The organism is Methylobacterium sp. Leaf113 (assembly GCF_001423325.1).
Classification (GTDB): Bacteria; Pseudomonadota; Alphaproteobacteria; order Rhizobiales; family Beijerinckiaceae; genus Methylobacterium.
Map to the genome: position 1 here is coordinate 168,179 of NZ_LMNJ01000051.1, position 16,781 is coordinate 184,959.

Consider the following 16,781-nt stretch of genomic DNA (forward strand, 5'->3'; position numbering starts at 1 on the left):
CGATGCCGCCGTTCGACCCGCTTCTGGCGGCGACCTATCCAGCCGTGATCGGATGCGACGAGGTGGGGCGCGGGGCCTTGTGCGGCCCCGTCGTGGTCGCGGCCGTGTGGTTTCGGCCCGACGCCCTCCCCCCCGACTTCCTGGCACGCCTCGACGACAGCAAGCGCCTGAAGGCGGCCGAACGGGAGGCGTTGACGCCGCTGATCCGCCGCCATGCCCGCGTCGCCGTGGCCGCGGGCTCCCGCGCCCTCGTGGATCGCATCAATGTCCGCGGCGCCACCCTCGACGCCATGCGGCGGGCCGTCCTGGCCCTGCAACTCGATGCGCCGGTCTGGGTCGACGGCCGCGACCCGGTTCCGGGCCTCGCCTTGCCCTGCCGCGCCTTGCCCTGCCGCGCCGTCGTTGGAGGCGACCGGCTCGTGCCGCAGATCGCCGCCGCCTCGATCGTCGCCAAGACCCTGCGCGACGCGCTGATGCGGCGCCTCGCCGGGCGCTATCCGGATTACGGCTGGGCCAGCAATGTCGGCTACGGCACCCGCACGCACCTGGCGGGGCTGGCGGCTCTCGGCCGCTCGCCGCATCACCGCGCCAGCTTCACCCGCGCCTACGATGTCAGAACAGGGACAGCTGGTCGGTCGGCACCCTGAACAGGTCGGTGCGCAGGCGGCGGCGCTCTTCGGGATAACCGAGACGCTGGCGGGCGAGGCGCATGCGGTCGCGGATCAGGTCGGCATAGGCGCCGGTGCCGGTCATGCGGGTGCCGAAGGCGGCGTCGTAGGCCTTGCCGCCCCGGGCCTGCCGGACGAGCGACATCACGTGCCGGCGCCGCCCCGGGTAATGCTCGGCGAACCAGTCGTCGACCAGGGCATCGAGTTCGAGGGGCAGCCGCAGCAGGACATGGCTCGCCTCGATGGCCCCGAGGGCGCGCGCCCGGGTCAGGATCGCCTCGACCTCGTGATCGTTCAGCGACGGGATGATCGGTGCCGCAATCACCATCACGGCAATGCCGGCTTCGCTCAGCCGGCCGATCGCTTCCAGGCGCTTCTCCGGATGCGGCGCGCGCGGTTCCAGGCGGCGCGCCAGCTCCGGATCCAGGGTGGTGACCGACACCGCGACCTTCACGAGCCCGTCCCGCGCCATCTCGGCCAGGAGGTCGATGTCGCGCAGGACGAGGTTCGACTTCGTGACGATACCGACCGGGTGGCGGAAACGGGCCAGAATTTCGAGCACCGAGCGGGTCAGGCGATGCTCGCGCTCGATCGGCTGATAGGGATCGGTGGCGGTCCCGAGGGCGATGGTGGCCGGGCGATAGTTTGCAGCCGACAGCTCCCGCTCCAGCAGGACGGCCGCATTCGCCTTGTGAAACAGCTTGGTCTCGAAATCGAGGCCGGGCGAGAGCCCGACATAGGCGTGGTTCGGACGGGCGAAGCAGTAGACGCAGCCGTGTTCGCAGCCCCGATAGGGGTTGATCGAGCGATCGAACGAGATATCGGGCGAGGTGTTGCGGGTGATCAGGGTGCGCGCCTGCTCCGGCAGGACTTCGGTGCGCAAAGGCGCCGGTGCATCGCGATCCGGCCAGCCATCCGCGAAGGCCTCCCGCCCCGTCGGCTCGAAGCGGCTGCCCGGATTGGCCGTGGCGCCCCGGCCGCGGCGGCCCGACGGCAGGGGCGTGGTCTCGGCAAGGCGCCGGGGCGCGCTCTCCGTCACCGTGAGATCGGCCGTTCGCGTGTTCCGCATCCGCTCCAGCATTCCCGTTGCCCGGACGAGAACATAACACGAACGAACAGGCGCGTCCCAGGGAAGTCGCGAGGCCGTCTGGTCCGAGGCCAGCATTCATCCCCCCCTGCACGCGCCTCCGTAGTGTGAGATGGGCCATCAGAGACGTGGAAATTTGGCCCCACGCAAAAATGCGGTATGCGCGCGCATGATTTCGGCACTGATCTCCGTCACGCGGCCCAACGACCCGGAAGCGATCGATCTGCTGGCCGACACCCTCGGCGCTCTGGTGGCGGGTGTGGCGGCGGGGCTCGTCGGCGATGCGGTGATCATCGTGGCCGGTGCGAACCCGGCGATCGAGACGGTCGCGGAGGCGACGGGCGCCAAGGTGGTCCTGCGCGGACGCGGCGCGTCGCCGTGGTCGGCCGGTGCCAGAGCGGCGCGGCGGGACTGGGTGCTCTGCCTCGAAGCCGGCGATGTCCCGGCGGAGGGCTGGATCCGCCTGCTCGACCGCTTCATCGGCACCGCCCGACCGGAGGTGTCCCTGGCGCGCCTGCGCCGTCCGCATACCGGCCTGCCCTCCCGGCTCGCCGCGCGGGGCGAGAGCGTCATCGGCGTGACCGCGCCGCGACCGGGCGATCTCGTACGCCGGGACCGGCTGCTGTCGGGGCCGAAATTCGCGCGGCGGCTCAAGGTCCGCCGGGTGCCGGCCCGTCTCGAGCGATCATGAGGTGAGCGAGGGCGCCTAAAGGCGCTCGTTCCAGCCCGGCGTGTAGCGGATCACCCGTCCGGATTTCATGATTACCAGAAAGCTTTTCGGCACGCCGGAGGCGGGACAGTCGAACAGTTCGATGCGCATCCCGATTCGCGCATCGGCGCCATTCGACATGTCGTGGATCAGGCAGGTGAGACGGGTTCCGTCATCGAAGACAGCCGTCGCCTGCTCGGCCATCTCCACCCGCTCGAATTTTCGGCGGCTGCGAAACTGATCCAGGTTCGACGCGTGCTTTGCGACCATGATGTCCCTGCAGAACCGAACGGTGACGATGCTTCCGCATGAGACGGCGCGGCGCTTGCGGTACGGTTAACGACGCGTTCGAAAGCCGAAATACACCAGCCCGCCCGAAGCCGGACGATCGGCTAGACCGTGATCGACGCGCCGCGCCGCAGATGCTCGTCGAGGCGCGGCATGATCTCGACGAAGTTGCAGGGGCGGTGCCGGTAATCGAGCTGGGCGGCGAGGATTCCGTCCCAGGCATCGCGGCAGGCGCCCGGCGAGCCCGGCAGCACGAAGATGTAGGTGGCCTTGGCGACGCCGGCAGTGGCGCGCGATTGCAGCGTCGAGGTCCCGATCTTGTCGTAGGAGATGCGGTGGAACACGGCCGAGAAGCCGTCCATGCGCTTCTCGAACAGCGGCTCGATCGCCTCCGGAGTCACATCGCGACCGGTGAAGCCGGTCCCGCCGGTGGTGATGACCACGTCCACCGCAGGGTCGCGGCACCAGGATTCGACCTGGTTCCGGATCGCCTCGACTTCGTCCGGCACGATGGCCCGGGCCGCCAATTCGTGACCCGCCGCCTTGAGACGCTCGACGAGGGTGTCGCCGGAGCGGTCATCCTCGGCGACGCGGGTGTCGGACACGGTCAGGACCGCGATGGTCAGCGGGATGAAGCTGCGGGTCTTGTCCGATGCGACCATCGTGATGTGCCTTCAATCGGATGGGTGTGGAACGGCCACGAGTCTAGCCGAACCGCCTTCCTCCCGACAGCGCGGCGAACGCGGTTCAGTTACGCGCCGCGCGAAACGTGTCGCAGGACTTGGTCTGGCCGCTGCGATAGCCGGTCATGAACCAGCGCATCCGCTGCTCGGACGAGCCGTGGGTGAACGAGTCCGGCACCGCATAGCCCTGCGACTGCTTCTGCAGCTTGTCGTCGCCGATAGCGCTCGCGGCCCGCATGGCCTCCTCGATATCGCCCGGCTCCAGGGCATTGTACTTGTCGTTCGAGTTCTTGGCCCAGACGCCGGCAAGGCAGTCGGCCATCAGCTCGACGCGCACGGAAAGCTGATTCGCCTCGGTCTTGCTCGATGCGCTCTGCTGGCGGCTCTGGACCTTGCCGAGGATGCCGAGTTCGTCCTGGACGTGGTGACCGACCTCGTGGGCGATGACGTAGGCGTAGGCGAAGTCGCCCTTCACGCCGAACTTCTGCTCCATCTCCTTGAAGAAGGAGGTGTCGAGATAGACCTTCTTGTCGAGCGGGCAGTAGAACGGACCCATGGCGGCCTGGGCCGAACCGCAGCCGCTGCGGGTGCCCCCGGTGTAGAGCACCATCGCGGTCGGCCGGTACTGGCGTCCCGTCTGGTTCGGCATGATCTCTTTCCACACGTCCTCGGTGTTGCCGAGGATCGCCGCGGCGAAGCGGCCGCTCTCATCCGTGGGCTTGGTCTTGCGCTGGGCTTGGATCTGCGGATCGACCTGCTCCTGGCGCGGACGCCCGCCGCCCGACATCTGCTCGGCCCCGCCGATCAGGATCGCGGGGTTGATGCCCGTGACCCATCCGATGAGGGTCAGGATCACGATGGCGCCGATGCCGAGGCCGCCTGCACCACCGCCGGGGAATCCGAATCCACCACCGCCGCCACCTTCACCGCGCCGGTCCTCGACGTTGTCCGAAGAACGGAAATCTTCCCAGCGCATGATCTCGTGACACCCTGTTCGGACGCGCGGCAAGGAACACGACCGCGTGAGTTAAGTCGCAGCCCGCAAATACGGTTCCGCTTGTGCAGACGCCGTAGCGGGCTCAGGCCTTGCCGTCGAGGGCGGCCCGCAGGGTGCGGAAGTCCCGCCAAGCGAGGCGCTTCTGCAGGGGCTGCCGCAGCAGATAGGCCGGATGCAGGGTCGCCAGCGCGCGGATCTCGCGCGTCCCGACCCGGTAGGGATAGAACCGGCCCCGCGCTTTGAGGATGCCGTCCTTGGTGCCCGTGATGGTCTGGGTCGCCGGGCTTCCCAGGCACACGATCAGGTCGGGATCAGCCAGTTCGATCTGTCGCTCGATGAACGGCCGGCAGATCGCGACCTCCTGCGGGGTCGGGTTGCGATTGCCCGGCGGGCGCCACGGCACGATGTTGGTGACGTAGGCCGCCGTCCGGTCGAGGCCGATGGCGGCCATCATCCGGTCGAGGAGCTTGCCCGAGCGGCCCATGAACGGCTTGCCGACACGATCCTCGTCGGCGCCCGGCGCCTCGCCGATGAACATCAGCTTGGCCGCCGGATTGCCATCGGCGAAGACGAGGTTCTTGGCGGTGAACTTGAGCGGACAGCCGTCGAAGCCGGCGAGCAGCGCTTCCAGTTCCTCCAGGGTCTGCACCTCGCGTGCCCGCGCCCGGGCATCGCCGGCCGCCTCTCCGGGCTTGGCCGAGGCCGACTGGCCGAAGGTCCGGGCCGGCGGAGGCGGAGGCGGGGCCGCACCGCGCTCGGGCAGGTCCGCCAGGACCATGTCGGCACCGCGCAACGGGGGGCGCTGCGGGGCCGGACCGTCGCGCGTCGGGGCGAGCCGCGCAGGCGCCGCCGGCACCGGTTCGGGCACTTCCGCTTCCGAGAAGCGGTCGTGGGGCGCCTCGTCGAGGAACAGGTCGAGTCCGGCCTCGACATGGAAATCGAGGCTGGCGATGAGATCCCGCTGTCGGTCGTCGCTCTGGCTCATCCATCCGATGTGGCGCCTCACGCGGCTGTGGACAACCGCGCATGCGACGCTGCGCACCGGCATTTGCCCCGCGCGACATCGTCACCGGGCGCCTTCTGGACCTTGGCGGCGCTTGCGTTCTCAGGTTGGAATGGGTTGAGAGTGATCGCCAGACACGTGAGCGTCCGTTCCTACGGTCGGACGTGCGAGACGCAATACGAAGGCCCGGCGGCACAGCAGGGCCTCACAGGAGGATGACGGATGGCGCTGCCCGAACGCGAGGCGATGGAGTTCGACGTGGTGATCGTGGGAGCCGGCCCGGCCGGACTCGCGACCGCCATCCGCCTCAAGCAGCTTTCCGCCGATGCCAGCATCGTGGTGGTGGAGAAGGGGTCCGAGGTCGGCGCCCATATCCTGTCGGGCGCGGTGATCGATCCCTCCGGGCTCGACAGCCTGCTGCCCGACTGGCGCACGGATGACGCGCGCCCGCTGAAGACGGCCGTGGAGCGTGACGAGTTCATGTTCCTGACCAAGAACAGCGGCGTCACCATGCCGAACCTGTTCTTCCCCAAGCTGATGTCGAACCACGGCAACTTCGTCGGGTCGCTGTCCAACGTGACGAAGTATCTCGGTGCCAAGGCCGAGGAACTCGGCGTCGAGATCTACCCGGGCTTTCCCGCCTCCGAGGTTCTGTACGACGATTCCGGAATCGTGGTGGGTGTCGCCACCGGCGACCTCGGCATCGGCAAGTCCGGCGAACCGCGCGACGACTATACCCGCGGCATGGAATTGCGGGCCAAATACACGGTCTTCGGCGAGGGGGCCCGCGGCTCCCTGACCAAGACCGTCATCGACCGCTTCAAGCTGAACGCCCACAGCGACCACCAGAAATACGGTCTGGGCGTCAAGGAACTGTGGCAGCTGGCGCCCGACAGGTTCCAGTCCGGCCTCGTCCAGCACACCATGGGCTGGCCCCTGCCGAACAAGGCCGGCGGCGGCTCCTGGCTCTATCATTTCGACGACGGTCTGCTCTCGGTGGGCTTCGTCACGCACCTGAACTACGAAAACCCGACCCTGTCGCCGTTCGACGAGTTCCAGCGCTTCAAGACCCACCCGATGATCCGCGAGACCTTCGAGGGGGCCAAGCGCATCGGCTACGGCGCCCGCGCCATCATGGAGGGCGGCTGGCAATCGGTGCCGAAGCTCGTCTTCCCGGGCGGCTGCCTCGTCGGCGACTCCGCCGGCTTCGTCAACGTGCCGCGCATCAAGGGCTCGCACAACGCGGTCCTGTCCGGCATGCAGGCGGCCGAAGCTCTGGCCCAAGCGCTGGAATCCGGGCGCCAGGGCGACGAGCTCAGCACCTACGAGCACGGGTGGCGCGACAGCGCCATCGGCCAGGACTTGAAGCGCGTGCGCAACGTCAAGCCGCTCTGGTCGAAATACGGCACTCTGATCGGCGTCGGCCTCGGCGGTCTCGACATGTGGTCGAACACCATCCTGGATGCCTCGCCCTTCGGGACGCTCAAGCACGGCAAGCCGGATCACGCCACGCTGAAGCCTCTCAGTGAGGTCAAGCCGATCGTCTACCCGAAGCCCGACGGCAAGCTGACCTTCGACCGCCTGTCTTCGGTCTACCTGTCGAACACCAACCACGAGGAGGACCAGCCGGCCCACCTCAAGGTTCGCAACCTCGAATTGCAGAAGGCGTCGGAGCACGACGTCTATGGCGGTCCGTCGGCGCGCTATTGCCCGGCCGGCGTCTACGAGTGGGTCGCGGATGCGGGAGCCAGCGACGGCGTCCGCTACCAGATCAACGCCCAGAACTGCGTCCACTGCAAGACGTGCGACATCAAGGATCCCAACCAGAACATCAACTGGGAGACGCCGGAGGGACCGGGCGGACCGAACTATCCGAACATGTGATCGCGCGTCCGCCCTGCGGAAACCGACCCCGTCACGGCTTCGCGCGGCGGGGCCCGATCCCGCCGCGCGACATCCTACTGCCTTGCTCACGCCTTGCGAGGATGGCGCTAAGAGTCCAGTGTCCCGCCGCAATCGAGCCCGGCCGCCGACGCGGCCGGTGCGCAGGAGCCGTGATCGGTGCCCATGAACGGAAACGCCAAAACCACCCGGACGGGTCGCCGGGTTCTCTCGGCTCTCGCGATCGGCCTCGCGGTCTCGCCCGCCGCCTACGCGGCCCAACCGCGCGAATCGGCGCCGATCTCCGAGTACGAGCCCGCCGAATCGCTCGAAGGCAACTTCCTCTCGGCCTACATCGCCGGCGCTTCCAAGGACACGGCCGCCGCCGCGAGCTACTATCGCGAGGCGGTGAAGGCCGACCCGCGCAACGCCGAGCTGCTGGAGCGCGCCTTCGTGTCCCTGCTCGCCGACGGGTCCCTGCCGGACGCGTTCCGGGCAGCCGAACGCATGACCAGCCGCGACGGCTCGAACGGCCTCGCCCAGCTCGCCCTCGGTGTCCGTCAGATCAAGGCCGGGCAGTTCGCCCAGGCCCGCCAGAACTTCGCCCGTAGCGGCCGGGGTGCCGCCGCCGACCTGACCGGCACGCTGCTGACCGCCTGGGCCTATGCCGGGGCCAATGACGGCAAGCGCGCGCTGGACACCATCAACAAGCTCAAGGGCGAGCGCTACTACAACACCTTCCGGGACTTCCACGCCGGGCTGATCGCCAGCCTCGTGGGGGATCAGGCCGAGGCCGAGCGCCGCCTCAAGGCCGCCTACGATGCCGACCGCAACACCCTGCGCATCGTCGATGCCTATGCGCGCTTCGAGGCGCAGGCCGGCCGCACCGATCTGGCGATCCAGGCCTATACCGAGTTCGACAAGCTGCTGCCGCGCCACCCGATCGTGCGCGATGCCCTGACCAAGCTGAAGGAGGGCAAGCCCCTTACCCGCCTCGTCAACACCGCGCAGGAGGGCGCCGGCGAGGTGCTGTACGGGCTCGGTTCGGCGGGTTCGACGCAGGGCGACGAGCTGCCGGCGGTGGTCTACCTGCGCCTCGCCCTCTACCTCGCCCCGGAGCACGCGCTGGCCCGCCTGACCCTGGCCGACCTTCTCGACCGCATGAAGCAGACCGACCGGGCGAACGAGGCCTACGCCCAGATCCCCACTACTTCGCCGCTCCGCCTCAATGCCGACGTGCAGGTCGGCCTGAACCTCGAGCAGATGGGCAAGGGCGAGGAGGCCATCGCCCACCTCGATGCCGCCATGAAGGCGCATCCGGACGACATCGAGGTCATCACGGCCCTCGGCAATGTCCAGCGCTCGCGCAAGAAGTACGAGGAGGCCGCGGAGACCTACAGCCGCGCCATCGCGCTGATCGGCGACCGCCCGGCCTCGAATTACTGGACGACCTTCTACTTCCGCGGCACCGCCTACGAACGGGCCAAGAAATGGCCGAAGGCCGAGGCCGACCTGAAGAAGGCGCTGGAACTCGTGCCGGCCAGCCAGCCCGGCGCCCGGGCGCAGGTGCTGAACTATCTGGCCTATTCCTGGGTCGACCAGAACATGAACATCGACGAGGCCTTCACGATGCTGAAGCAGGCCGTCGATGCGGCTCCGCGCGACGGCATGATCATCGACAGCCTGGGCTGGGCCTATTTCCGCCTCGGCCGTTGGGACGATGCCGTGCGCGAGCTGGAGAAGGCGATCGAGCTGAAGCCCGGTGATCCCACCATCAACGACCACCTGGGCGACGCCTATTGGCGTGCCGGCCGCCGCCTGGAGGGCAAGTTCCAGTGGCAGCATGCCAAGGACCTGAACCCCGAGCCGGACGAACTCGAGAAGATCAACGCGAAGCTCAAGGACGGGCTGCCCGAACTGGAGAAGCCGGCGGCCACGGCCGAGAACCCGCCCGAGGGCAAGGTGAACCCGGAACTGCCGAAGGGCGCCCCGGCCCCGAGCGAGCCTCCGGGCGCTGCCGACAAGAAGAGCGGCGGCTGACACGGGACGCTTGACGCGGCGCGGGTTGCGAGGCCAGACCGGCCCCGCACCCGTTCCACGCTCAAGCTCCGAGGCGCCGTGTCCCTCCTCGTCACCCGCGCTCCGGCGAAGATCAACCTGACGCTCCACGTCCTCGGCCGGAGGGCCGGCGACGGCTATCACGAGCTGGAGAGCCTGGTGGCCTTCACGGGCGCCGGCGACACCCTGACCCTGGAGCCCGGCCCCGACCTGACCCTGACGGTCACCGGGCCGACCGCTGGCCCTGCCGGCCCTCTCGACGACAACCTCGTCATCAAGGCGACCCGCAATCTGGCGCGCCTGCGCCCCGGCCTTCGCCACGGGGCCTTCCACCTGGTCAAGCGCCTTCCGGTGGCCGCCGGCATCGGCGGCGGCTCCTCCGACGCGGCGGCGGCCCTGCGCCTCCTCGGCCGCTGGAACGATCTCGCGCCCGATCATCCCGACCTGATCGCCGCCGCGCGCACCACCGGTGCCGACGTTCCCGTCTGCCTGATGCCGCGCGCCCGGATGATGCGAGGGGCGGGCGAATCGATCGGCCCGGCCCTCGACCTCACCCCCATTCCCGCAGTGCTGGTCAATCCGGGCGTTCCGGTCGAGACCGCACCGATCTTCCGGGCGCTCGGCCTCGCGGTGGGCGAGCGCTACGGCACCGATGCACATCCGGTCATCGCGGCTCGCCTGTCCCGCTCGGGCCTGCTCGAGGCAATCGGCCCCGCCCGCAACGACTTGGAGGCACCGGCCCGGACCCTCGCTCCCGTCATCGACGTGGCGTTGGCCGCCTTGCGCCAGGAACCCGGATGCCGGCTCGCCCGCATGTCGGGGTCGGGCGCCACGGTCTTCGCGCTGTTCGATCATCGCTCCGACGCGGCGCGGGCGGCCCGGCACCTGTCGGCGGCACAACCGAACTGGTGGGTCAGCGCGGCCTTTCTGCGATAAGGCCCCAGGCATCGGCGTGAGCCAGCGTATTTGCGTCCGTTTCGGCGGACTTCCTCTGTAAACTTTACGCCCAAGCAAGACTTGTCTCCGCAGGATCGCCGCGCGCAAGGAGCGGTCGATGCCCGATCACGGTCATAAGTCATGGGGGGAAGGGGAGCTTCGCGAGCTCCTCTGTCTCATGATGATCGGAACCTGTGTCTGGCTTCTCGGAACGCGACTCGGTTTCTTCACTTTCCTCGGCGAGGCGACCCGGACCTACGAGCTTCAGGACCTCCTGATGCTGTCGCTGTGCATGAGCCTGGGCCTTGTCGCGGCGAGCGTGCGCAAATCGCTGAAACTACGCCGGGCCATGCGGGATCGCGACGGCGCCGAGGCGCAGGCCGAATCGGTGGCGCGCCATGACGCGCTGACCGGGCTCGCCAACCGGCGCCTGTTCCGCGAAACCCTCGAGGCCCGCATTCAGGGCAGCTCGGATGCGGCGGGCGTTCCGCGCATCGCCGTGATGATGATCGACCTCGATCGCTTCAAGCCGGTCAACGACCTCCACGGCCATGCCGCCGGCGATGCCGCCCTGTGCGTGGTGGCCGACCGGCTCCGCCTTCTGCGGCCCGCCCAGGGTTTCCTCGCCCGTCTCGGCGGCGACGAATTCGCCCTCCTGGTCGATCCCGGTGACGATCTGGAGGTTCTGGCGCGCCTGGCGCAAGGGATCATCGCCTCGATCTCGCAATCGATCGCCTGGGAACAGGGGCATCTGGAGATCGGCGCCACCGTCGGGATCACGACGGCGACGGAGGAATGCCGAAGCGCGGAAGCTCTGCTGCATTCCGCCGACGTCGCGATGGATCAGGGCAAACGCGACGGCCGCGCCACCTTCCGGTTCTTCCACCTCGACATGGGTCACGCCCTCAAGGCGCGGGCACGCCTGGAGGGCGAGTTGCGGGTCGGAATCGAACGCGGGGAAATCGAGCCGTTCTACCAGCCGGTGGTCTCGCTGCCCGGCCGGGACCTGATCGGCTTCGAGGTGTTGGCGCGCTGGAACCACCCGCAGCACGGAATTCTCGGACCCGACGCCTTCATCACCCTGGCCGAGGAGACCGACCAGATCGCCGAACTGACCTGGGGGCTGATGCGCAAGGCCTGCGCGGATGCGCGCCAATGGCCCGCTCACCTGCAGCTCGCGGTCAATATCTCGCCGATCCAGCTGCGGGACCCACGCCTGCCCGAGCGCATCCTGGCGATCCTGACCGAGACCGGTTTCGCTCCGTACCGCCTCGAAATCGAAATCACCGAGACCGCCCTGGTCAACGACCTGGAGGCGGCGCGGACTGCTTTGACGTCACTCCAGGCCTTCGGAATCCGCGTCGCCCTCGATGATTTCGGGACCGGCTATTCCAGCCTCTATCATCTGCGCGAGCTGCGCTTCGACAAGCTCAAGATCGACCGCAGTTACGTCGAGGCGATGCGGCTCAGCAGCGAGCGGGCGAAGCTCGTCGACGCGATCATCGCCCTCGGCTCCAGCCTCGGTCTCCTGACCACCGCCGAGGGCATCGAGACCGGGTCGAGCGTCGACTGGCTCGCCGGCCAGGGCTGCACCTACGGACAGGGCTATCTGTTCGGGAAACCGCAGGACAAGGGCATCACGGACGAACTGCTGGTCCAATGGACCGACGCTGCCGGTCGGATCGTGATCGCCCCGTCCCCGATGGAAACCACGGAGAGCCGGAGCGGCAGCAATCCGATCCTCAGCGCGCCTGCCGTCCCGGATCACGCCGCGGCCTGAGAGCCCAGGGGCCTGCGCCCACCGCGAAGGCTCAGTGAGCCCGCGCGATGCAGAAATCCACGACCTGCAGGAGCGCGTGCTTCATCGGGCTCGGCGGGAACGGCTTCAGGGCATCGCGCGCCCGATCCCCGTAAAGGCGCGCGCGCGCCATCGTCTCCTCCAGGGCGCCGTGTCGCCTGAGGATGGTGCGGGCGGTCTCCAGGTCGGCATCGGCCACCTCGCCGAGTTCCAGCGTGCGCTTCCAGAAGCTGCGCTCGGAGCCGGTGGCGCGCCGCACCGCCAGCACGATCGGCAGGGTGATCTTGCCCTCGCGAAAATCGTCACCGACGTTCTTGCCGAGGGTGTCGCTGGTGCCGCCGTAATCGAGCACGTCGTCGATGAGCTGGAAGGCGATGCCGAGATTCATGCCGTAGGCGCGGCAGGCCGCCTGCTCCGCTTCGGCGCGGGAGGCGAGGACCGGACCGACCTCGCAGGCGGCGGCGAACAGTTCGGCCGTCTTGGCGCTGATCACGGCGAGGTACTCGTCCTCACTCGTCTCGGTATTCTTCGCGGCGGTCAGCTGCATCACCTCGCCCTCGGCGATGATGGTGGCTGCTGCCGACAGGATGTCGAGGGCCTTGAGGGAGCCGACCTCGACCATCATGCGGAAGGCCTGTCCCAGAAGGAAATCGCCGACGAGGACGCTCGCCTCGTTGCCCCACTTGATGCGGGCCGCGACCTTGCCGCGCCGCATGTCGCTGCCGTCGACCACGTCGTCATGCAGCAGCGTGGCGGTGTGCATGAACTCGACGCTGGCCGCGAGCTTCACGGCGCCGTCCCCGGCATAGTGGCAGAGGTCGGCGGTCGCCAGGGTGAGGATCGGACGCAGACGCTTGCCGCCCGACGAAATGAGGTGGTTGGCAACTTCCGGAATCATCTGCACGTCGGACCCGGTCCGTGACAGGATGGTCGCGTTGACGCGCTCCATGCCGCTGGACACCAGGGAGACCAGGTCGGCCAGGCTCGCCTCCGGGTCGGGGCTGCTCTCATCGATCGGAACTACGACGCCCAAGACCTCGAGACCTCCCGCTTCCCTACGCCAACGCGGCGCGATCCAATCGATCGCGTCTGTGACACCCCATCGCATGCGCCCGATGGCGCTGCAACACGCACCATGCCGCAAGCTACAGCGACAAGCTGCGCCCATGATGTCGCCCCGGATGACGATGCATGACCGAACTGATCCGCAGCAACGACATCGTTCTCATCGGCTTCGCCCAGTCGCTTCTGGAGGGCGCGTCGATCCCGGTCCTCGTGGCCGACCAGCATATGAGCCTGCTGGAAGGCTCGATCGGCGCTTTCGCCCGGCGGCTCCTGGTGCCGCACGACCATGCCCGCCAGGCGCGGCGCCTGCTCACCGATGCGGGTCTCGCCCATGAGCTTCGGGATGCCTGATCCCCTGACGCTTGCCCCGCCCGATCTCTGGCTCGGCGGCCGCCTCCGGCTGCATCAGCCTCCGCGCGGCGGACACCGGGCCGGCACCGATGCGGTGCTGCTGGCGAGCCTGATGGTGCCGGAACCGGGCACCATCGTCTGCGATGTCGGGGCCTCCACCGGGGCGGTCGGCCTCGCCGTCGCCCTGCGCCATCCCGACGCCCGGGTGGTCCTGGTCGAGCGCGAGCCCGAACTCGCCGGGCTGGCCCGGATCAACGCGAACGCGAATGGACTCGGCGACCGGACCACGGTGATCGTTGCGGATGTCCTGGCAACGGGCGCCCAGCGCCGCGCCGCCGGGCTCGCCTCCGGCGTCGCCGGCCTCGTCCTGACCAACCCTCCGTTCTTCGAGCCCGGCCGTTACCGCGCCTCGCCGGTGACGGCCAAGGCCAGCGCGCATGGCTATGGCATGGCCGGCCCCGAAGGCGGACTCGACGGCTGGCTCCGCACCTGTGCCGACCTGCTGAGCCCGCACGGGCGTCTCGGCCTGATCCACCGGGCCGACGCCCTGCCCGCCTGCCTCGACGCCCTGAAGGGGCGTTTCGGCGCCGTGACCGTCCGGCCGGTGCAGGCAAGACCCGACCGCCCGGCGATCCGCATCCTCGTCAGTGCCGTCAAGGGCAGCCGGGGGTCCTTCGGGCTCCTGCCGGCGCTCATCCTGCAGGACGAAGCCGGTCGGTTCACGGAGGTGGCCGAGGGGCTCAATGCCGGCCGAGGCTGGATCGGCCAGACCTCTGAAGCGCCCTGAACCGGGGGCGACGACAGCGAGGCTGGCAAAACGGTTCGGCTCGCCCCAGTTCAGGCTCCGGGACGGCCCAGTCGCCCTCCCCCGGGGCAGCGCGGTCGCGCCGGTCCGTGTTTCAAGCAACATCGAGTCGCTGCACCATGCCGATTTCCCTGCCGGGTCCCCTGCGCGCGCTCCTGCCGCGCCGTTGGCGCCGAAACGTCCCGCGCGTTGCCGTCCTGCGGCTCAGCGGAGCGATCGGAGCCGTGTCGCCGTTCCGGGCCGGGCTCTCGATCGGCGGTCTGGCCAGCAGCCTGGAGCGCGCCTTCACGACACCCGGCATCTCGGCGGTCGCCCTCGTCATCAATTCGCCCGGCGGCGCACCGGCCCAGTCCCACCTGATCCACCAGCGCATCCGCGCTCTGGCGACCGAGAAGAAGCTTCCCGTTCTCGCCTTCGTGGAGGATGTGGCGGCCTCGGGCGGCTACATGATCGCCTGTGCCGCCGACGAGATCATCGCCGATCCGATGTCCCTCGTCGGATCGATCGGCGTCGTCTCGGCGGGGTTCGGGTTCGACCGCCTGATCGAGCGCATCGGCGTCGACCGCCGTGTGCACACGCAGGGCGAAGCCAAGGGGATGCTCGACCCGTTCCGCCCGGAAGACCCCGCCGACGTCGCGCGCCTCAAGGTCATCCAGGCCGACGTGCAGGCGCTCTTCACCGCGCTGGTGAGCGCACGGCGCCCGAAATTGGCGGCGCAGGGCGAGAATCTCTTCACCGGCGCGGTCTGGACCGGCCAGCAGGCCGTGCCGCTCGGATTGGTGGATGGGCTCGGCGATGCCCGCTCGACGCTTCGGGCGCGCTACGGCGATACGGTCGAACTGGTTTTCATCGCCGACAAGAAGGGCTCGCTGATTGCGCGGCTGCTGCGCCGCTCGGCACCGGGTAGCAGCGTCGCGGGCGAGGTGATGGCGGCGATCGAGGATCGCGCCGCCTTCGCCCGCTATGGCTTGTAGCGTGTCGCTGCGAGACGCCGCGGTTCAGCGCTTGCAGGCGTCGTTGCCGTAGCCGGCATAGACGACCCGAACCTTCCGGGCGCAGGTCTCGGCCAGGACCGGTGCCGGTACGGCCGCCACCTCGATCGGAGTCACGGCAGCCGGCATCGTCACCGCATCCGAATATTCGGCGGTCGCGAGCGCGTTCGACGCCGTGATGACCAGCGGGGTCGCAACGAGGGAAGCTGCAACGAGGGCGGCGAACACTGTGAAAGACGAGCGCATGGCGCGAAGATCCAAATTGTCGTCCGCCCGGGAGGCGGCGAAAACCCCTTGATTGCCGGATAAACTTGGCAGCAAGCGAGACCGTTCCACCGCTATGTCGAATCGTGGCCGAAATGTGTGTGCCGCCACACCCGCGTGGTAAACGGGCCTGCGCGGCGCCGTCGCTTGACACCCCGGACCGGCCTCTTAAACGCTGGCCGTCCCTCCACGGACCGGAAGACCCATGTCGAGCGCCAATCCCCTGTCGAGCGCCGTCGATCTCGCGCCCAAGACTTCGTTCCAGGGCCTGATCCTGACGCTTCAGCGGTTCTGGGCGGCGCAGGGCTGCGTCATCCTGCAGCCCTACGACATGGAGGTGGGCGCCGGCACCTTCCATCCGGCCACCACCTTACGGGCACTGGGACCGAAGCCGTGGAAGGCCGCCTACGTGCAGCCCTCGCGCCGGCCCAAGGACGGGCGCTACGGCGAGAACCCCAACCGGCTGCAGCACTATTACCAGTTCCAGGTCATCCTGAAGCCCAATCCGCCGAACCTGCAGGAACTCTACCTCGCCTCCCTCGATGCCATCGGCGTCGACATGAAGCTCCACGACATCCGCTTCGTCGAGGACGATTGGGAGAGCCCGACGCTGGGCGCCTGGGGGCTCGGGTGGGAGTGCTGGTGCGACGGAATGGAGGTGAGCCAGTTCACCTACTTCCAGCAGGTCGCCGGCATCGAATGCGCGCCGGTCGCCGGCGAGTTGACCTACGGGCTCGAGCGCCTGGCGATGTACGTCCAGGGCGTCGAGAACGTCTACGACCTGAATTTCAACGGCGGCACGGGCGACGAGCGAGTCTCCTATGGCGACGTCTTCCTGCAATCCGAGCAGGAATATTCGCGCCACAACTTCGAGGCTGCCGACACCGCGATGCTGTTCCGCCAGTTCACCGACGCGGAAAAAGCCTGCCGGACCTACCTCGACGCGGGAGCACCCACGGGCGAGTCCGATCGGCATCGGATGGCTCAGCCGGCTTACGACCAGTGCATCAAGGCGAGCCACGTCTTCAACCTGCTCGACGCCCGCGGCGTCATCTCGGTGACCGAGCGTCAGAGCTACATCCTCCGGGTGCGCGAACTCGCGAAGGCCTGCGGGGCGGCGTACCTGCGCACGGCGGGCGGCGGGGCGGCCTGACCCATCGCGCTGCCAACGCTCCTCGCCTTCTCGAACATCTTCC

At 68.7% G+C, this 16,781-nt stretch carries 17 protein-coding genes; 10 read left to right on the forward strand and 7 right to left on the reverse strand.

Annotated elements, in window-relative coordinates; all coding sequences use genetic code 11:
• Positions 1-2: 2 nt before the first annotated feature.
• Entirely contained in the window at positions 3-647 is a 645-nt protein-coding gene (locus ASF60_RS20335) for a ribonuclease HII (RefSeq protein ID WP_056189410.1), read from the forward strand.
• On the opposite strand, the gene ASF60_RS20340 is transcribed toward ASF60_RS20335, so the two are convergent.
• Positions 613-1,737 carry a PA0069 family radical SAM protein gene (locus tag ASF60_RS20340; RefSeq protein ID WP_056189413.1) on the reverse strand — a complete coding sequence of 375 codons (1,125 nt, stop codon included), beginning with the start codon at positions 1,735-1,737 and terminating at the stop codon, positions 613-615. The genes ASF60_RS20335 and ASF60_RS20340 overlap by 35 nt on opposite strands.
• Positions 1,738-1,924: 187 nt before the next feature.
• On the opposite strand from ASF60_RS20340, the gene ASF60_RS20345 reads away from it, so the two are divergent.
• Positions 1,925-2,446, forward strand: coding sequence for a hypothetical protein (locus tag ASF60_RS20345; RefSeq protein ID WP_056189415.1), 522 nt, complete (start codon positions 1,925-1,927; stop codon positions 2,444-2,446).
• 15 nt (positions 2,447-2,461) lie between these two features.
• Here the strand turns inward: ASF60_RS20345 and ASF60_RS20350 are convergent, their stop codons facing one another.
• The 4 genes from ASF60_RS20350 to ASF60_RS20365 all read right to left on the reverse strand — a co-directional run bounded on the left by ASF60_RS20350 (position 2,462) and on the right by ASF60_RS20365 (position 5,417).
• A complete protein-coding gene (locus ASF60_RS20350; protein ID WP_156634329.1) occupies positions 2,462-2,668 on the reverse strand; it encodes a hypothetical protein in 207 nt (68 codons plus the stop codon).
• A gap of 188 nt (positions 2,669-2,856) precedes the next feature.
• Positions 2,857-3,414 carry a molybdenum cofactor biosynthesis protein B gene (moaB, locus tag ASF60_RS20355; RefSeq protein WP_056189421.1) on the reverse strand — a complete coding sequence of 186 codons (558 nt, stop codon included), beginning with the start codon at positions 3,412-3,414 and terminating at the stop codon, positions 2,857-2,859.
• Between the two features lie 85 nt (positions 3,415-3,499).
• Positions 3,500-4,411: a KPN_02809 family neutral zinc metallopeptidase gene (gene ypfJ, locus ASF60_RS20360; protein ID WP_056189424.1), complete on the reverse strand. Its 912-nt coding sequence runs from the start codon at positions 4,409-4,411 to the stop codon at positions 3,500-3,502.
• Positions 4,412-4,514: 103 nt separating this feature from the next.
• Entirely contained in the window at positions 4,515-5,417 is a 903-nt protein-coding gene (locus ASF60_RS20365; protein WP_056189425.1) for a uracil-DNA glycosylase, read from the reverse strand.
• 240 nt (positions 5,418-5,657) lie between these two features.
• On the opposite strand from ASF60_RS20365, the gene ASF60_RS20370 reads away from it, so the two are divergent.
• The 4 genes from ASF60_RS20370 (at position 5,658) to ASF60_RS20385 (ending at position 12,090) form a co-directional block, all read left to right on the forward strand.
• Positions 5,658-7,319, forward strand: a complete 1,662-nt coding sequence (locus ASF60_RS20370) for an electron transfer flavoprotein-ubiquinone oxidoreductase (protein WP_056189428.1) — start codon at positions 5,658-5,660, stop codon at positions 7,317-7,319.
• Positions 7,320-7,502: 183 nt separating this feature from the next.
• Complete coding sequence (locus ASF60_RS20375; RefSeq protein ID WP_056189432.1) at positions 7,503-9,356, forward strand: tetratricopeptide repeat protein; 1,854 nt, start codon at positions 7,503-7,505, stop codon at positions 9,354-9,356.
• 78 nt (positions 9,357-9,434) lie between these two features.
• Complete coding sequence (locus tag ASF60_RS20380; protein ID WP_056189435.1) at positions 9,435-10,310, forward strand: 4-(cytidine 5'-diphospho)-2-C-methyl-D-erythritol kinase; 876 nt, start codon at positions 9,435-9,437, stop codon at positions 10,308-10,310.
• A gap of 178 nt (positions 10,311-10,488) precedes the next feature.
• Positions 10,489-12,090, forward strand: a complete 1,602-nt coding sequence (locus tag ASF60_RS20385; RefSeq protein ID WP_244478523.1) for a putative bifunctional diguanylate cyclase/phosphodiesterase — start codon at positions 10,489-10,491, stop codon at positions 12,088-12,090.
• A gap of 31 nt (positions 12,091-12,121) precedes the next feature.
• Here the strand turns inward: ASF60_RS20385 and ASF60_RS20390 are convergent, their stop codons facing one another.
• The gene (locus ASF60_RS20390; RefSeq protein WP_056189441.1) at positions 12,122-13,141 is read right to left on the reverse strand and encodes a polyprenyl synthetase family protein; all 1,020 of its coding nucleotides are present in this window, start codon (positions 13,139-13,141) and stop codon (positions 12,122-12,124) included.
• A gap of 158 nt (positions 13,142-13,299) precedes the next feature.
• On the opposite strand from ASF60_RS20390, the gene ASF60_RS20395 reads away from it, so the two are divergent.
• The 3 genes from ASF60_RS20395 (at position 13,300) to ASF60_RS20405 (ending at position 15,303) form a co-directional block, all read left to right on the forward strand.
• Entirely contained in the window at positions 13,300-13,524 is a 225-nt protein-coding gene (locus ASF60_RS20395; RefSeq protein ID WP_056189444.1) for a putative signal transducing protein, read from the forward strand.
• On the forward strand, positions 13,517-14,311 hold the full coding sequence (locus ASF60_RS20400) for a tRNA1(Val) (adenine(37)-N6)-methyltransferase (protein ID WP_056189447.1): 795 nt from the start codon (positions 13,517-13,519) through the stop codon (positions 14,309-14,311). Before ASF60_RS20395 ends, ASF60_RS20400 begins: the two co-directional genes overlap by 8 nt.
• A gap of 137 nt (positions 14,312-14,448) precedes the next feature.
• Positions 14,449-15,303 carry a S49 family peptidase gene (locus ASF60_RS20405; protein WP_056189449.1) on the forward strand — a complete coding sequence of 285 codons (855 nt, stop codon included), beginning with the start codon at positions 14,449-14,451 and terminating at the stop codon, positions 15,301-15,303.
• Between the two features lie 24 nt (positions 15,304-15,327).
• On the opposite strand, the gene ASF60_RS20410 is transcribed toward ASF60_RS20405, so the two are convergent.
• A complete protein-coding gene (locus ASF60_RS20410) occupies positions 15,328-15,567 on the reverse strand; it encodes a hypothetical protein (RefSeq protein WP_056189452.1) in 240 nt (79 codons plus the stop codon).
• 223 nt (positions 15,568-15,790) lie between these two features.
• Between ASF60_RS20410 and ASF60_RS20415 the strand changes: the two genes are divergently transcribed.
• A complete protein-coding gene (locus ASF60_RS20415; protein ID WP_056189455.1) occupies positions 15,791-16,738 on the forward strand; it encodes a glycine--tRNA ligase subunit alpha in 948 nt (315 codons plus the stop codon).
• Positions 16,739-16,781: the final 43 nt, after the last annotated feature.

What these genes read in the sequence shown, in the direction of transcription:
- ASF60_RS20335 (WP_056189410.1), top strand. Translation starts at nt 3, where the DNA reads ATGCCGCCGTTCGACCCGCTTCTGGCGGCGACCTATCCAGCCGTGATC.
- ASF60_RS20340 (WP_056189413.1), bottom strand. Translation starts at nt 1,737, where the DNA reads ATGCGGAACACGCGAACGGCCGATCTCACGGTGACGGAGAGCGCGCCC.
- ASF60_RS20345 (WP_056189415.1), top strand. Translation starts at nt 1,925, where the DNA reads ATGATTTCGGCACTGATCTCCGTCACGCGGCCCAACGACCCGGAAGCG.
- ASF60_RS20350 (WP_156634329.1), bottom strand. Translation starts at nt 2,668, where the DNA reads ATGGCCGAGCAGGCGACGGCTGTCTTCGATGACGGAACCCGTCTCACC.
- moaB (WP_056189421.1), bottom strand. Translation starts at nt 3,414, where the DNA reads ATGGTCGCATCGGACAAGACCCGCAGCTTCATCCCGCTGACCATCGCG.
- ypfJ (WP_056189424.1), bottom strand. Translation starts at nt 4,411, where the DNA reads ATGCGCTGGGAAGATTTCCGTTCTTCGGACAACGTCGAGGACCGGCGC.
- ASF60_RS20365 (WP_056189425.1), bottom strand. Translation starts at nt 5,417, where the DNA reads ATGAGCCAGAGCGACGACCGACAGCGGGATCTCATCGCCAGCCTCGAT.
- ASF60_RS20370 (WP_056189428.1), top strand. Translation starts at nt 5,658, where the DNA reads ATGGCGCTGCCCGAACGCGAGGCGATGGAGTTCGACGTGGTGATCGTG.
- ASF60_RS20375 (WP_056189432.1), top strand. Translation starts at nt 7,503, where the DNA reads ATGAACGGAAACGCCAAAACCACCCGGACGGGTCGCCGGGTTCTCTCG.
- ASF60_RS20385 (WP_244478523.1), top strand. Translation starts at nt 10,489, where the DNA reads ATGATGATCGGAACCTGTGTCTGGCTTCTCGGAACGCGACTCGGTTTC.
- ASF60_RS20395 (WP_056189444.1), top strand. Translation starts at nt 13,300, where the DNA reads ATGACCGAACTGATCCGCAGCAACGACATCGTTCTCATCGGCTTCGCC.
- ASF60_RS20400 (WP_056189447.1), top strand. Translation starts at nt 13,517, where the DNA reads ATGCCTGATCCCCTGACGCTTGCCCCGCCCGATCTCTGGCTCGGCGGC.
- ASF60_RS20405 (WP_056189449.1), top strand. Translation starts at nt 14,449, where the DNA reads ATGCCGATTTCCCTGCCGGGTCCCCTGCGCGCGCTCCTGCCGCGCCGT.
- ASF60_RS20410 (WP_056189452.1), bottom strand. Translation starts at nt 15,567, where the DNA reads ATGCGCTCGTCTTTCACAGTGTTCGCCGCCCTCGTTGCAGCTTCCCTC.
- ASF60_RS20415 (WP_056189455.1), top strand. Translation starts at nt 15,791, where the DNA reads ATGTCGAGCGCCAATCCCCTGTCGAGCGCCGTCGATCTCGCGCCCAAG.